General features: G+C 58.1%; 13 protein-coding genes. 4 read left to right on the plus strand and 9 right to left on the minus strand.

The window, feature by feature from the left end; genetic code table 11:
• Positions 1 to 48 precede the first annotated feature (48 nt).
• The gene (ndk, locus tag ACR0I0_RS02120) at positions 49 to 471 is read left to right on the plus strand and encodes a nucleoside-diphosphate kinase (RefSeq protein WP_068334875.1); all 423 of its coding nucleotides are present in this window, start codon (positions 49 to 51) and stop codon (positions 469 to 471) included.
• Positions 472 to 524: 53 nt separating this feature from the next.
• On the opposite strand, the gene ACR0I0_RS02125 is transcribed toward ndk, so the two are convergent.
• Positions 525 to 872 (minus strand): TfoX/Sxy family protein, encoded by a 348-nt coding sequence (locus ACR0I0_RS02125; protein WP_171632970.1) that lies wholly within the window; start codon positions 870 to 872, stop codon positions 525 to 527.
• Between the two features lie 305 nt (positions 873 to 1,177).
• On the opposite strand from ACR0I0_RS02125, the gene ACR0I0_RS02130 reads away from it, so the two are divergent.
• From ACR0I0_RS02130 to ACR0I0_RS02140, 3 genes are read left to right on the plus strand one after another with little or no spacing between them, the layout of a single operon-like run.
• Positions 1,178 to 2,698, plus strand: coding sequence for a CHAD domain-containing protein (locus tag ACR0I0_RS02130; protein ID WP_480490012.1), 1,521 nt, complete (start codon positions 1,178 to 1,180; stop codon positions 2,696 to 2,698).
• A gap of 3 nt (positions 2,699 to 2,701) precedes the next feature.
• Positions 2,702 to 3,457 carry a ParA family protein gene (locus ACR0I0_RS02135; protein WP_171723414.1) on the plus strand — a complete coding sequence of 252 codons (756 nt, stop codon included), beginning with the start codon at positions 2,702 to 2,704 and terminating at the stop codon, positions 3,455 to 3,457.
• Complete coding sequence (locus ACR0I0_RS02140) at positions 3,454 to 3,921, plus strand: CYTH domain-containing protein (RefSeq protein WP_480487338.1); 468 nt, start codon at positions 3,454 to 3,456, stop codon at positions 3,919 to 3,921. The genes ACR0I0_RS02135 and ACR0I0_RS02140 overlap by 4 nt, the downstream gene beginning before the upstream one ends.
• Here the strand turns inward: ACR0I0_RS02140 and ACR0I0_RS02145 are convergent.
• The 8 genes from ACR0I0_RS02145 to ACR0I0_RS02180 all read right to left on the minus strand — a co-directional run bounded on the left by ACR0I0_RS02145 (position 3,918) and on the right by ACR0I0_RS02180 (position 15,640).
• Positions 3,918 to 5,231, minus strand: a complete 1,314-nt coding sequence (locus ACR0I0_RS02145; protein WP_253284951.1) for an ATP-binding protein — start codon at positions 5,229 to 5,231, stop codon at positions 3,918 to 3,920. The genes ACR0I0_RS02140 and ACR0I0_RS02145 overlap by 4 nt on opposite strands.
• Positions 5,232 to 5,280: 49 nt before the next feature.
• Positions 5,281 to 5,961, minus strand: a complete 681-nt coding sequence (locus ACR0I0_RS02150; protein WP_152457754.1) for a response regulator transcription factor — start codon at positions 5,959 to 5,961, stop codon at positions 5,281 to 5,283.
• A gap of 180 nt (positions 5,962 to 6,141) precedes the next feature.
• Positions 6,142 to 7,578, minus strand: a complete 1,437-nt coding sequence (locus tag ACR0I0_RS02155; protein WP_480487340.1) for a DegQ family serine endoprotease — start codon at positions 7,576 to 7,578, stop codon at positions 6,142 to 6,144.
• Positions 7,579 to 8,327: 749 nt separating this feature from the next.
• The gene (locus tag ACR0I0_RS02160; RefSeq protein ID WP_171632956.1) at positions 8,328 to 8,927 is read right to left on the minus strand and encodes a nucleotidyltransferase family protein; all 600 of its coding nucleotides are present in this window, start codon (positions 8,925 to 8,927) and stop codon (positions 8,328 to 8,330) included.
• A gap of 31 nt (positions 8,928 to 8,958) precedes the next feature.
• Positions 8,959 to 11,376, minus strand: a complete 2,418-nt coding sequence (locus tag ACR0I0_RS02165) for a GcvT family protein (protein WP_480490014.1) — start codon at positions 11,374 to 11,376, stop codon at positions 8,959 to 8,961.
• Between the two features lie 413 nt (positions 11,377 to 11,789).
• Positions 11,790 to 13,097: an HlyC/CorC family transporter gene (locus ACR0I0_RS02170; protein ID WP_171632949.1), complete on the minus strand. Its 1,308-nt coding sequence runs from the start codon at positions 13,095 to 13,097 to the stop codon at positions 11,790 to 11,792.
• 63 nt (positions 13,098 to 13,160) lie between these two features.
• Positions 13,161 to 14,117 carry a site-specific tyrosine recombinase XerD gene (locus ACR0I0_RS02175; RefSeq protein ID WP_480490016.1) on the minus strand — a complete coding sequence of 319 codons (957 nt, stop codon included), beginning with the start codon at positions 14,115 to 14,117 and terminating at the stop codon, positions 13,161 to 13,163.
• Positions 14,118 to 14,119: 2 nt separating this feature from the next.
• A complete protein-coding gene (locus ACR0I0_RS02180; protein ID WP_171632944.1) occupies positions 14,120 to 15,640 on the minus strand; it encodes a hypothetical protein in 1,521 nt (506 codons plus the stop codon).
• Positions 15,641 to 15,745 lie beyond the last annotated feature (105 nt).

Raw genomic sequence — 15,745 nt, forward strand, 5'->3', positions numbered from 1 at the left:
CGATGGATTTCGGCGCGGACCCGCGCCACATTGTAAGGAGAGGCCGACATGGCACTGGAACGTACATTCTCGATCATCAAACCCGACGCAACGCGCCGCAATCTGACTGGAAAGATCAACGCCAAGTTCGAAGAAGCCGGGCTGCGTATCGTTGCGCAGAAGCGCATCCACATGACCAAGGAACAAGCCGGCAAGTTCTACGAAGTGCACGCCGAGCGCCCGTTCTATGACGAACTGTGCGAATTCATGTCTTCGGCTCCGGTCGTTGTTCAGGTTCTGGAAGGCGAAGGTGCCATTGCGAAGAACCGTGAAGTTATGGGTGCAACCAACCCGGCGGACGCAGCACCGGGCACCATCCGCGCCGAGTTCGCTGAATCGGTTGGCGAAAATTCGGTTCACGGTTCCGACGCTCCGGAAACCGCGGCTGTTGAGATCGCATATTTCTTCTCGGGCATCGAACTGGTCGGCTAAGCCGGTTTTTTGCCGAAAGATCGGGCCGCTCCGCCAGGAGCGGCCTTTTTTATTCAGACCTGCTTTAGATCTTTGGTTGCAACGCGGACCCCGATGGCATCCAGATCGGCAACCATCTGGTTTTCCGGCGCGGCGCTGTTGCCGGCCTTGATCGCGTCGAAACGCTGTCGCAGCTTCTTCTTCTCTTCACCCTTGCAATCATTCCAAGGGCGTCCCTGAAGCCCCATCACCAAAACATAGTAGCCGATGAAATGTGCTTTGGTGCCAGCCCGCAAAAGCCGGGCATAGGCTTCATCCGGTCCCAGCTGTCGCAGTTCTTCAGCCGAGTGGATGCCGGCGCGCGCGCAGGCCTGCTCGAAAGCCGGTCCAAGGTTGCGGATCGAAGAAACTGGATCGCTCATTAGCCTGTCTTAATTGCACCTCTGGGGTCTGTCACCCATGTTTGCGCGTTGGCGCAACATAATGTCTTGCTGTCTTCTGGTGTTTCCGCTCTCATGAAGTCATGCTGCCTCGGCGGTCCGGGTTTCAAAAGCCAACAGATACCAAACGCGGGTCGGTCCAGGGCCAGACAAACTGCTGACCAAGGTAAAAGCCGGTTACGCTGAACGTGATGAAAGATCAGAACCGTCGAAGAAGGAACCAGCGTGCAGAAGATCGTTGAGGCAAATGTCGATGAACACCTGAAAACGCCCCGGATTGGTGGATCATGACAGAACTTTCGGGTTTTCAGTGCATTCTGTCCCAATCCATTGACCAAGCGCATGTTGAAAAGCTCATTCCCGGGTTCACGATCAGGATCGACCCACCAGCGGAATCGAGATCTTTCGTGCTTTTGGATTGCCACGATCAATCGTTGCGGAATTCAGGTCGTGTTCTGGTTGAGGTCGCAGAAACACTGTGGCTTTTCCAGAATGGCCGCGCGCCGCTGTCTCAACGCTGCAAGGGGCAGGGGCGGTTTGTTCAAGACCTGCCGCAGGGTCCGGTGACAGCCGCTTTGAAGGGTTTCCCCAAACTGCGTGCGCTGATGCAGATCGGAACCGGAGAGATTCAGACGAAACCCCTCGCCGTATTGGATGAGCTGGAGAAAACGCTGATCAGGGGAACGGCTTGGTGCCTGTCTTCGCATACGGGTCAGGCAGCAATCGTTCAGCTTCAGCGGCTGCGGGGGTATGAGAAAGAATTTCAAAAGGTGAACACCGCGATTTCCGCCTTGTCCGGGGGCGGGCCGGGTGTCGAAGCGCTTTGTGCCGGACTTTTCCCAGGCATGGCCGCCTATCGGGCCAAGCCAGAGATCAAGTTGGGGGAAGCTGAGCCATCTATTCAGGTCGCGGCAGATATTATTCAAACATATCTAGAAGTTGCCCGGCAAAACGAATATGGGGTGATAGCCGATATCGACACAGAGTTTCTGCATGATTACCGGGTGTCATTGCGAAAGGTTCGCTCGGTGATCAGCCTGTTCAAAGGCGTTTTTTCAGACACGCAGACAGTGCAATTGAAACGTGTCTTTTCCGATCTCATGGCCGCCACCGGGCGTATGCGTGATCTGGATGTCTATCTTCTGGAAAAAGATAAATACTTCAGTCTTGTACCGCCCAGTCTTCACGCGGGCCTGCAAGAGATGTTCGACCTTTTCGAAAAGGAGCGCGCGAAGGAGCTGTCACGCTTGTCCCGCCGGTTGCGCAGTGACGAATACAACGCCCGTATGTCCGATCTGACGGCGATGTTCAACGGAACAGACCGCCTGACGCCCGGATCAAACGCGAAACGGGCAGCACATGAATACGCGTGCGCATTGATCTGGAAACGGTATCGCACGGTCTGCAAAATCGCACGCGGTGTCACTGACGAAACTCGGGACGAAATCGTGCATGACCTTCGTATTGATTGCAAGAAACTGCGCTATCTGATGGAGATTTTTGGGCCTCTGTTCGATGAAAAGAGCTTCAAGAAAATCATCAAGCCATTGAAAAAGCTACAGGACAATCTGGGCGTGTTCAACGACTGTGCTGTTCAGCAAAAGTCCTTGACGGCTTTTGTCGCGCAGCACAGCGACACGCGGGGCCGTGTGGATGCGCGGATGGGCCTGGCCGTGGGGGGATTGATTGCCGTTCTGGATCAGCGCCAAAAGGCCGAGCGGAGCCGCGTGATTGCCAGCTTTCAGAAGTTTGACGGGCCAGATAGCCGGCGCCTGTTTCGGAACTTGTTTCACCGAAAAAAGGAGTGAGGAATGAAGATCATTGCCTGTTACAGCAACAAGGGCGGTGTCGGCAAAACCGCTACTTCGGTGAATCTGGCTTATTCCTATGCGCAGGCGGGGCAACAGGTGCTGTTGTGCGATCTCGACCCCCAGGGCGCTTCAGGGTTCTACTTTCGTGTGAAGCCATCAAAAAAGCTGAAGGATGCGCGGTTTTTCGAGGATGTGGAGCGGTTTATCAAGGCGATCCGGGCCAGCGATTTCGAAGGGCTGGACGTTCTGCCGGCGAACCTGACCTTCCGCGACTTCGACGTGTTCCTGTCGCGGATGCGATACAAACGCTCGCGGCTGAAAAAAGCTTTGATGGCCGCGGGCAGCGACTATGACGTGATCGTTCTGGATTGCCCGCCCAACTTTTCGACTTTGTCTGAAAATGTCTTCAAGGCTGCCGATGAAATCGTTGTGCCGGTCATGCCGACAACCCTGTCCGAGCGGAGTTTCGATCAGTTGGTGAGCTTTTTTGAACAACACAAGCTGCGCAAGAAAAAGCTGCGCGCCTTTTTTTCGATGGTGCAACACCGGAAGGTTTTGCATCAGGAAACCATGAAGGCGATGCGCAAGCTGTATCCGAAACGCTTTTTGCGGACGGTGGTTCCTTTCGCTGCGGATATTGAAAAGATGGGTCAGAATCGTGCCCCGGTCTGTACTTATGCCGGGCGCAGTGCGGCCTGTGCGTCTTACAGGGCGCTGTTTGAAGAGCTGGAAAACGGAGTGATTTCGAACCAATGAGCAAGGAAATCGAGCGCAAGTTTCTGGTTTCAAGCCTGCCGGACCTGAGCAAAGCGAAAAAGGCCGTCGTAAGACAGGGTTATCTGACGGCCCCCGACGATTCCACCGAGCTGCGGCTGAGGCAAAAGAACGATGCGTATTTCCTGACCTTGAAAGGGGTTGGTGGCCTGGTCCGGTTAGAGCGAGAGGCTGAGATAACTGCGGATCAGTTCGAAACCTTCTGGCCGGAAACAGAAGGGCGCAGGGTGGAAAAAGAGCGCTACACCGGCCATTTGCCGGATGGCTTGCTGTTCGAGCTGGACGTCTTTTCAGGTGATCTGGCGCCGCTATGCTTGGTCGAGGTAGAGTTCACTTCGGAGGAGCAGGCCAAAGCATACGTGCCACCGGATTGGTTCGGTGCGGATGTCACCGCCGACACGCGATACAAGAACAAGACCATGGCGATATACGGTGTTCCGGATTAACGCAGTTGCGCCAGATTGATCGTGGTTTCCAGCCCGGGGTCGCAGTTCCGGGCGGCAAATTTTCCGCCGTGCATATGTGAGATTGCGGCCACCAGAGCCAGGCCCAAACCCGCATTCCGTTCCGTCCGCGCGGGGTCAAGTGTCACGAAGGGAAGCTGAAGGCGATCCAGTTCTTTAGGCGGTACGCCGGGGCCACGATCCCTGACGCTCAGTTGGGTGAAACCGTCGCGAGTACCGATCGAAATCGTGATTGCAGTATGTTCCGGCGCGTAACGCATTGCGTTTTCCAACAGATTGGAAAGAGCTTGCGACAGAAGGGGCCGGTGCCCCTGAATGGCAGGGGCGGAACCTTTGACTTCAAGCTGCACGCCTTGATCGGCGGCCACCGGGTCATAAAGCTCGACAACATCACCAACAAGTTGCTGCAAATCGATGGTTTCGAATTGCTCGCGCCCCAGGCCGGCCTCGGCCCGAGAGATTTCAGTGAGCTGCCCCAGAACCCGCAGGACGTGATCGATTTCACCCGTCGCCCGCGCAATGTCGATCTCGCGATCCAAGTCGCTTTTGTCGGGTTCAGAGAGGGCCTCGACCCTTTGCCGCAGACGAGACAAAGGTGAGCGGAGATCATGAGCAATCGAATTAGATGTGGTCCGAAGGTTGCTTATCAACTCCTCGATCCGGTCAAGCATGTTGTTCAATGTGCCTGAAACCTGATCGAATTCGTCCCCGGTTCCGCGCAGCGGCATCCGTTTTGAAAGGTCGCCTGAAACGATATTCTCGGCCGTACTGGCGATATCCGAAAGGCGTGAAAACACCAAACGCGTGAACAACCAGCCGGTGATGACACTCAAAACCAAAGCTATCCCAAGCGCCAGCGCAACCGAGCGAAACAGTACCCTGTCGAATTGCTGGCGCGACGCTGCATCCCGCCCGACCAGCAGGCGCTCGCCGCCCGGCAGGCGGATGGATGCGGCTGAAACGGGCACAAGCTGATCGTTGTCGGCCCGGCGCAATTCCAAGTCCACCCAACCGCTTCCGGCAGCAATGTTCACCGGCCAGGTCTTGAGATTGCCGACAAGTTTGACCCCCAACCTGTCTGTCAAAAGGTAAAGCGCATCCCGCTCGGCGGCACTTGGCAAACGGCGCTCAATTGCAGTGATCAAACCTATCAGCCCACGCCTTTCGTATTCATCCGCAAGCCCCGTCAACTCGGCTGACACGACCGAGCGGGTTTCGGCCTCGATGCTTCGGTTGGCGGTCACATAGACGATGGCGAGCACTGACGCCGTCAGAATCGTGCTCAGAAACATGCTGGTTGCAACCAGCCTTGTGCGGGAATTGTTTAGGGAAAGCCTAAGGTTATCCATCGGACATCATGTAACCCGCTCCGCGGACGGTTTCAATCAACGGCGCGTCACCGCCTTCGTCCAACTGGCGTCGCAACTTCGAAATATGCACGTCCACGACGTTGGTGTTCGGGTCAAAATGATAATCCCAAACCCCTTCAAGCAACATGGTGCGCGACACCACACGGTTTTTGCGGCGCAGGAAAAATTCGAGAATCTGAAACTCACGCGGTGTCAGAGTGATCTCGTGCCCGTCGCGTGTGACTTTGCGAGTCAACAAGTCCATCTGAAGGTCTTTGCAAGTCAATGTCGGCGTCTCTTCGGATTCCTGAGGGCGACGCAAAAGGGCTTCGATTCTGGCGTGCAACTCCTGAAACGAAAAAGGCTTGACCAGGTAGTCGTCAGCGCCCGAGCGCAGCCCTTTGACCCTTTCGTCCACAGCGCTCATCGCCGTCAGCATCAAAACCGGGGTTTTCAAACCGGCGGCCCGCATTGACTTGATCAGCGACAGCCCATCCAGACCGGGCAGCATCCTGTCAAGAACAATGGCGTCAAACCCACCGTCCGTGGCATGGTACAACCCCTCACGACCGTCAGCGGCGGTTTCGACCACATACCCCTCTTCGCCAAAACCTTTGGCGATGAAGTCCCTGGTGTCAGCATCATCTTCGACGATCAACAGACGGCGGCTCATGGTCGGGATCCTTTCTTTTGATATTTAAACACAAATTTTAACTAAAGCATATGGTTAGAAGAAGTTCTTGCCGGGTGCTGGGCCGGCACCCGGCAAGCCCGGTGGATAGTGGACAACTCTGATCCGCCGGGTGAGGCGTGCGCCGAAAATCCCCATCAAGCGGCGCACGCATGTTCAAGGTCAGGCCAGTTCGACCGCGACAAAAATCTGGCTGCCGCCACGGTTGATCAGCACCAGGGCAGGATCGGTTTTCTCACTGTCCAGCGCAGATTTCAGCGCGTCCGGAGAGACAGTGTCCTGATTGCCGAGCTTGACGATCACATCGCCGCGTTGCAGGCCGGCCTTTGCCGCTGGGCTGTCGGGCTTCAGGTCGGTGACGACGACGCCCTGGACGGTTTCAGCAACACCGGTTTCTGCCCGAACCGCTTCGGTCAGGGGGGCCACGGTCACACCCAGTGTTGTTCCCGCAATTTCCGCCTCGACCGGCTTGTCGGCCTCGGCCGATGCGGCCTGATGCTGGCCAACCGTCAAGGTCACCGTTTCCATCTTGCCGTCACGCAAAACGGTCAGAGTGCTGTCGGTGCCGACCTTGGTCGTACCCACAAGGATGGGAAGGTCACCGCTGGACTCCACGGCATCGTCGTTGAAGGTCAGGATAACGTCTCCCTGCTTCAGGGCGCCGTCTGCCGGGCTGCCCGCAACCACGTCAGACACCAGCGCGCCCGAGGAAGCCTCGATTCCCAACGCCGCCGCAAGTTGTGGGCTTACGTTCTGGATCGACACGCCCAGCCAACCGCGGCTCACCTGTCCGTCATCCCGCAGATCGGCCGCGATGTGTTCAACGATGTTCGACGTGACGGCAAATCCAAGCCCTACAGAACCACCGCTGGGCGAATAGATGGCCGAGTTCACACCGACCACTTCGCCATCCATGTTGAACAGGGGACCGCCCGAGTTGCCCTTGTTGATCGCTGCATCCGTCTGGATGAACTCGGCATAAGGGCCTTCCGAGATGTTGCGGCCTTTTGCCGAAACGATGCCCGTGGTCACGGTCGAGCTGAGGCCGAAGGGGTTGCCGATGGCGACCACGTCTTCACCTACGCGGATTTCATCACTGTCGCCAAGCTCTACGGCTTGCAGGTCAGTTCCCGCGTCGATTTTCAGAACCGCGATATCCGTCAGCGGGTCCGTTCCGACCACTTCGGCGTCGAAGGTACGGTCATCGCTGAGCCTTACGGTCACGGTCGAGGCATTGTCGACGACATGGTGATTGGTAACAATGTATCCGGCTTCGTCCAGAACAAATCCCGAACCCAGGCCCTGAGACGGGCCGCGTTGCGGCATGTTGAACCCTTCGGGGCCGCCGAAGCGTTTGAAGAATTCACCAAACGGGTGTCCTTCGAAGTCAAAGTTCTGCCCCTGGGCTGGGGTCGGCACTGCGTCTTGTTCAGCGATGATGGTTACGACCGATGGTGAAACGGTCTCAACCAGGTCAGCCAATGCCTCGTCCGCCATGGAAGGGATAGCCGTCGTTGCCAGTAGGGCCGCGCCGAGCGCACTGACACCGACCCAGTTGGAAGTGCGGGGAAGTAAAAGCGAGGATTTGCGGATGCTCATTTGTGTCTCCTGATTATCGTCGCGCAGTTGCGGCTGCGCGTTGAGACAACAGATGCATGCTCAGAATTGGCGTTTCCTGACTGATCAATTAATAAATCTTAATTTTGCCACAAAGTCGGTGTTGGCTTGCGGTCGACGTCAATCGGGATTCGCGAAATTTCACCGACCAAGACCGCAGCGAATCGGAGGATTGTTGCTAAAAATGGCGTCAAACTTTCAAAAACATTGAATTTGTTTTGTTTTGTTGACAATCATCCTTCCAAATGATGGGGAAAAGAGCTGCTCTTCCAATGGTTGTGGGTGGGTTTGGTTGAGACATGGCTTGACACAAAAAAATGTGGATGATTACGGATATTGGCTAATAAGTTTGCGCTTAATCACGAATCGCTACCTCTTGTGAAAACAGTCTATCGCCTTTAAGTTGATTTCTGGTTGGCGCGATGTTGCGTAAAAGCCATTTGAACAAGACCCAAATTAACCCTTCCTTCCAATTTTACGTTGTTTCGAACGATCGGATAAGTGAGGATGAAGGTGCCCAAGTGAGGGGAGCCAAAAGCGCTAGGGGGCGCTGGCGGCTAACTCGATCACCAAAAGTGATAACGGCGTGTTAACGAGGGGGTCTTGTTTAGGTTTGGCTGTTTGAGAGCCGGGGTGCTTCTGAAAGCACACTGGCCGCGCTTTGGAGATTGAGCAAAGTGGTAGTCCTGTTTTGGGCACCGGCCCGGTCGATAAGACCGGGCCGTGTTTGTTCAGGGGGCATGTTTTTTGCTCCAGGCCTTCCAGTCACCCGGGGTATCCAGATCCAACAGTGCGTTTCGGCCGGGCAGGGGATGCAGATGAACACTGTTTTGATGCTTTCGCACGATCTTCTGGGCACCGTCGTCCCCCTGCAATTGTGACAGTTGATCAAAAAGGGATCTGTCAAACACCACCGGATGACCGGGCTTTCCTTCCTCGGTCGTCCCACGCCAGATCAGGTTGTCGGGATGGGTTTCTCGCGCTTTCAGGATTGCTGCCAGGTCAGCTTCTGTCAGATCGGGCAGATCAGCCAGAAAAACCATCGCGGCGGGTGCATCAGGTGGCAGGTTTTGGATCGCGGCGCGCAAACTGGCGTTCATGCCTTCTGCCGCATCCCGGACCGGAACGATCTGAACATCCATGCCATCAAGCGCGCCATATCTTGGATTTGGTTCAGGGGGCAGGGCGACGATCACAGGTCCCACGGCGCAGGCCACGCTTGCAGAGCGGGCGATCAACGGGATGCCGTTGATCGGCTGCATCAATTTGTCGATGCCGCCCATGCGGCTGGATTGGCCAGCCGCCAGAAGGATAATGGGTATTTCAGTCATTTCAGCACAATGCCGTCAGCCCGAGCCCGAGTCATCCCCTCATTCGGGCGCCATCTGCGTCAAACAAGGGTGTCGAGATGACCTTTGCCTTGCGCAACTGGCCCAGTATTTCGATCTTCGTTTCAAGCCCATCTGCTGCGCGTTCGGTTGGCAGAAAACCGATGGCGACGGACTTGCGGGCATAATGCGAATAACCGCCCGAGGTGCAAAAGCCCACAACCTTGCCGTCCAGCCAGATCGGTTCATAGGCGTTCACGTCAGCATCGACTGCATCGACTTCGAAGGCCACCAGCCTGCGCGCGGGGCCGTTGGCACGTTCCGCCTCGGCGGCGGCGCGGCCGATGAAATCGGCGTCCTTGCCAAAGGCGATGAAGCGATCCAGCCCGGTTTCGGCGGGGGTATAGTCGGGTGAGAATTCGCGCATCCACGAGCCGAAGAACTTGTCCAGCCGCAGGCTCATCATCGCGCGCATGCCGAAGGGGGTGATGCCGTGCGGTTGGCCGGCCTGCCAAAGCGTCCACCACAGCTGCCGCTGCGCCATCGGATCGCAGTAGATCTCGAACCCCAGGTCGCCGGAATAGCTGACCCGCTGCACGATGCAGTCGGTCATGCCGACGACCATGCGGCGCACGTCCATGAAGCGCATGTCGCTGATATCGGCGCGGGTGCAGGCAGCCAGAACCTCGCGGGCATTGGGGCCTGCAATCTGGAATCCGTTGCGTTTGTCGCTGATATTCTCGATGGTTATGCCGTCTTCCTGATGCTGCCGGAACCAGCGCATGTGGAAATTCTGCGCACCATATGAGGCGGTGAGCTGAAATTCCTCCTCGCCCAGGCACGACACGGTGAAATCCCCGATCAGCTTGCCCTTGGGCGACAGCATCGGCGTCAGCGACAGGCGGCCCGGCTTGGGGATGCGCCCGGCCATGATCCGATCCAGCCAGTCGCGGGCGCGGGGGCCTGTCACAAGGTATTTGCCGAAATTGTGCACCTCGTTGATGCCGACGCCCTCGCGCACGGCGCGCACCTCGCGGCCCGTTGCCGCAAAGGCGTCCGAGCGGCGGAAGGAGGGGGGTTCATAGGTCGGCTCGTCCTCCTGCGCGAAATAGTTCGGCACCTCGAGCCCGTATTGCTGGCCCCAGACCGCGCCCAGATCGCTGAAGATGTCATACATCGGCGTGGTGCGGTTGGGCCGCGCGGCGGGCAGTTCCTCGTTCGGGTAGGCGACAGAGAAGCGTTTCTGATAGTTCTCGATCACCTTGGGGCGGGTGTAGCCGGGGGTGATCCAGTCGCCGAAGCGGGCGACGTCCATGGCAAAGACGTCGCGCTCGGGCTCGCCCTCGATCATCCATTGCGCCAGCGTCAGGCCGACGCCGCCGCCCTGGCTGAAGCCGGCCATCACGCCGCAGGCCGACCAGTAGTTGCGCACGCCGGGCACTGGTCCGACCAGCGGATTGCCGTCGGGGGCAAAGGTGAAGGGGCCGTGGATTACCGATTTCACCCCGGCCTCGGCCAGAACCGGGAAGCGGCGATAGGCGAACTCGATCGAGTCGGTGATCTTGTCGAAATCATCAGGCAGCAGCTCGTGCCCGAACTCCCACGGAGTGCCGTCCACGGCCCAGGGCTTGCAGGGCTGTTCGTAGAACCCGATGCACAGGCCGCGCCCTTCTTGCCGCAAATAACTTTCACCGGCCGGGTCCATGACGTGCGGATGTTCGCCGCCCGCGTCGATGATCGCCTCGATCTGAGGGATGTTGTCGGTGACGAGGTATTGATGCTCCATCGGGTGCAGCGGGAAGTAGATGCCCGCCATCGCGCCGACCTCGCGCGCCCAGAGGCCGCCGGCGTTGACGATATGCTCGGCATGGATGGTGCCCTTGTCGGTGACCACGTCCCATGTACCGTCGGGGCGCTGGTTGGTCTCGCGCACCATGCAGTGGGTCTCGATCGTGGCGCCGCCCATGCGCGCGGCCTTGGCATAGGCATGGGTCGTGCCCGAGGGGTCGAGGTGCCCGTCCAGAGGGTCATAAAGCGCACCGATGATGCCGTCGGTGTTGGCGATGGGGGCGATCTTCTTGATCTCGTCGGGGCCGACGATCTCGGTTTCCAGCCCCATGAAGCGGTGCTTGGCGCGTTCGGCCAGCAGCATGTCGAACCGGTCCTGATTGTCGGCCAGCGTGATGCCGCCCACATGGTGCAGCCCGCAGGACATGCCGGTGATCTCTTCCAGCTCTTTATACAGCCGGATGGTATAGCCCTGCAGCGCGGCCATGTTGGTGTCGCCGTTGAGCGTATGAAACCCACCCGCCGCGTGCCAGGTCGATCCGCTGGTCAGTTCCGACCTCTCCAGCAGCATCACTTCGGACCAGCCCAGCTTGGTCAGGTGATAGAGCACCGAGCATCCGACGACGCCGCCCCCGATGACGGCAACCTGACAGGTGGTTTTCACAGTGTTCCTCCCCATGACTTTGGAAAAAACTGTCGAGCCGTTGGGGATATTACTCGTCTGTTAGCGACAACAAGTGTCGCATGTCATCTATTGCACCAGCTTTGGATTTGCACAGCCTTCTCGCGCAGCCAATGCCGTCAAATCCTGTAGCCGAGGGCAAACAAACAGGCGGCCTGCGCCTCGTTCAGCACGACATCGCCCGGTGGTTTTTCGGCCTTGAAGGCTGCTTTTCCACTTTACTGCACAGCTGAAACAAAGTCGGGGTGATCAAACTGGCCCATCTCGCCCAGCTCCGTGCTTGGGTCGAACTGTGCGATGATCGGAATATCCGGGCCCGGTTCAGTGCAATTGGGTCGTTCAGTTGACGACAGGCACTTGGGCAGCGCGCGGAACATTTCAGAAAATCGCAGGCGCTACAGGGGGCGCACTTTCAGTCCCGTGATACGGTTGCCTTCACGCGCCGTGACCTCGAACCGGAAACCGTGGAACGAAAACACCTGACCGACGTCAGGGATCATCTGGGCCTCGTGAATCACCAGACCGGCCAGCGTGTTCGCCTCGTCATCCGGCAGAGACCAGTCCAGCGCCCTGTTGGCATCCCGGATCGTCATGGATCCTTCAACCAGATACTGGCCATCTTCGGTGCGCATTACCGGCACCTCTTCGTCTATGTCGAACTCATCGGCGATTTCGCCCACGATTTCTTCAAGAATGTCTTCAAGCGTGATCAGGCCTCGCAGTGACCCATATTCATCCACAACCAATGCAAAATGGCTGTGCATCCGCAGGAATTCCCGCATCTGGTCGTCCAGCGTCGTGGTTTCGGGCACAAAGTAAGGGTCGTTTGCCACCTTTCCGATGTCAAAGCTTGCCAAACGGTCGGTCCCGCCGTCGCTGCTGCCTGCCTGCGCATACATGGCGCGAAAGAGGTCCTTGGCGTGGACAACACCCACGATGTTTTCCGGCTCGTCCCGGAACACAGGCAGACGGGTGTGGGGGCTTTGCAGACATTGTTTCAGGATTTCCTCTGGGGCGGCATTGGCGTCGATCATCTCGATATTCGATCGGTGCAGCATGATCTCTTCCACCGTCCGGTCGCCCAGATCCAGCGCACCCAAGATGCGGTCGCGGTCTTCCTTTTCGACCACGCCTTCGGAATGACCAAGTTGCAAGGCGCCGGCAATCTCTTCGCGTACAGCCAGAATGTTGCTGTCGGGATCGATCTGCACGCCGAACAGGCGCAACACACCGCGCACCAGCAGCCGCACCGCCGCCACAATGGGCGAAAACACCGTCACGACAACGCTGATGATCGGGGCAACAGCTGCCGCGGCCTTTTCGGAATTGGTGATGGCGTAGGTCTTGGGCAGCACTTCGGCAAAGATCAGCACCAGCAAAGTCATGACCAGGGTCGCCAACGCCACACCGCTTTCGCCGAATATACGGGTGAACAAGGCCGTCGCCAGCGAGGCGGCCAGGATGTTGACAAGGTTGTTGCCCAGAAGAACCGAGCCGATCAGGCGTTCATTGTCATCGGTGATTTCCAGCGCCTTTTTTGCGCCCCGTGATCCCTTGTCGGCCTGCGCCCGCAGTTTTCCGCGAGACGAAGCTGTAAGCGCCGTTTCCGAACCCGAGAAAAAGCCGGACAAAACGAGCAACAAGAGGATCGCGCCTGACGTAATCCAGAATGTGCTGTCGATCAGAGAAGATGAGGGTTCCATTGGTCCTTGGTGGGTTAGGGTGACGCATCCGTTATGGGGATGCCGCGCTGCTGGATCAAGGGCTTAGCCCCGGTCTTCGTCAGGGTCTTTGCTCAGCGGGTGGTGTTGCAACACCAGTTCCGACAGCCGTTCATCCAGAACATGAGTATAAATCTCGGTCGTTGCAACGTCGGCATGACCCAACAAGGTCTGGATCGAACGCAGATCCGCGCCGTTGGCCAGCAGATGCGTGGCAAAGGCGTGGCGCAGGGTATGCGGGGTGACTTTCTCGGGTGAAACGCCACCCTGAACGGCCAGTTCCTTGACCAGCAGAAAGAACCTGTGCCGCGTCAGGTGGCCGGATTTGCCGCGCGACGGAAACAGAAAACGGGATATTTGACCGCCTTTCTCGACGGTCTGGTCTTCGGCTTGGTCCCGCGCGATCAACCAGGCAGCCAAAGCATCCCGCGCCGGTGGGGACAGGGGTACCATGCGTTCCTTGCCGCCTTTGCCCATCACCAGCAACATACGGGGATCGCCACGGGCCGAGGAAACGGGCAGGGACACAAGTTCGGTCACACGCATCCCGGTGGCGTACAGAACTTCCATCAAACAGGTATTGCGTATGCGATCGCCCTTGCTGCGCCCGGTTTGTCGGGCGGCTGCCAGAAGACGGTCGACTTCGGGCACGTCCAGCGTTTTGGGCAGTCGCTTCTGCCGCCCCGGACCTTTGATCTGGATGGCGGGGTTCGTCTCGTTCCAGCCTTCCTCGAACGCAAAGCGGTACAGCTGTTTTATCGCCGACAATCGCCGCGCGCGGGTGGAACGTGACAAGCCCTGTGCCTGGCAGTCGATCAGATAGGCCTCGATCTGATCACGATCTGCCTGATCGAATCCGGATCCCCTCTGCTGCAACCAGGATGCAAAGTCTTTCAGATCGCGGCCATAGGCCAGCAACGTGTTTGTCGCCGCGCCAAGTTCCGCCGCCTGGGCCTGTAGAAAGGTCGAAATCCATAGCTCATTTGTCGCCGGAATAGCCATCTTCAGCGCTCTTGCAGGATCAACAGGCTCAGCGCGGCACGCCGCGCGGTGTCTTCCAGGCCCACGCGTCGGAAGGTTGCGATTGCTGCGGTCAGATCCACCAGATTGCCCCGTGCACCATGCGCAAACAACTGCATGGCTTCCAGTATGGCTTCACCAAGTTGACCATTGTCCAGCAAGGCGTCGATGTCGTTGGGTACGGGTGCCGCCCATGCAAACCCCTGAGAAACCGCGTCGGCCAACGGAGAAGGAGAAACCGCCCGCCCCGGATCACCCTGCGCCAGCGCCGCAAGAAACAGGGTATCGATCGAGTTGTCCGGCGCTGATTGCGCAGCCTGTTCGTACAGGCCAGACAGCATCAGAATGCGCCAGCGCAGGTTTTCAGTCGCCGGCACCGACAGCGAAACCTTTGACAGACGCTCGGCGAACAATTCGGCGAAGGGCACTTCAAGCCCGACGCTGCGCATCTGCTGCCAGACCGCCGGCAGCGTTTTTCCGATGGCTTCAGCGTTTCGCGTATCCAGCGCGCTTTCAAATCGTTGGATGGCCGCGACCCTGTCCCAAACTGCACCGGACGCTGCCGGGGACCTTTCGGTATAAAGTCCAAGCAATTGATTGGGCGTCAAAGCGCCAATGCGTGTAAGCCGTTCGGCGGCTTCGATCTGCGCTTTCCATCCGGCCACATCCCGAAGATCCGCGTTGGCGAAAGCGCGTGGCAACGAGGCGGAAGGAAGCCGTTCTCCGATCGCTTCGAACAGTCGGAAACTCAATGGATCCGGGTTTTCAGGTTGGGGCAGATAAGCCGCGCCTTCATAGAGTTCAGGGCTTAGAAAACGATCCAGAACCGCCAGCTCTGCCGGCGGCAGGATGTTCAGGGCATGCGCTGCCTCAAGCGTCAACGCGGCCGATGCCCAATCTCCGCGTCGGGCTTTACAGAACACTTGCGCGGCGTAGTCCTTTGACAGGTGCGGATCGGCGATAAGGGCGGTGCAGCTGCGATCCTCATCACCGGTCAGCAGCGTTGCGTCAAACCAACGCTGAAACCGATCCTGTGTATCGGTCGGCCCAGCCAGTTGAACCAGCGATTGCACGGGATCAGCCGCACCCAGTTGCATCAGACGGTCCAGCCGCGCCAGCAGCATAATCTCTTGCGCATCAGGGCCCGCCGGTGCGCGGGTTTCCGACAGAAGCAATGTAAACAACAGGCGTTGCATGGTCGGGTTGTCGCGAACGGGCGTCTTCGCGATCAGCTCTGCCAGCCGGTTCGCATCGCTGCCTTGCCACAAATCCACGGGCAACCCGGTGACGGATGATGCGACCAAGCCCAAAGGTTGCGACAACGCTTCAAGCGGCGTGACCTCAATTTCGGGCAATCCGCCGTTCTGTGCCACCGGCGGTTCCAGCAATACGGTTCCGGGCAGGTTTTCTGGCGGATCCGCAAGCCATTCGATCGCTGATAACGGGGTTTGCGCATGTGCCGATCCCGCCAGAAAGACCGCCAACAACGCCTGTTTAGTTGACATCCAATACGACCGGTTCGCGGATTTCACTTTGAGGCGCAGAAAAATCCGCGCCAAAGAATGGGCCAACGTAGGCGTAGGCGACGAGCCCAATGAACACCAGGCAAA

This window comes from Ruegeria sp. AG6 (assembly GCF_056541565.1).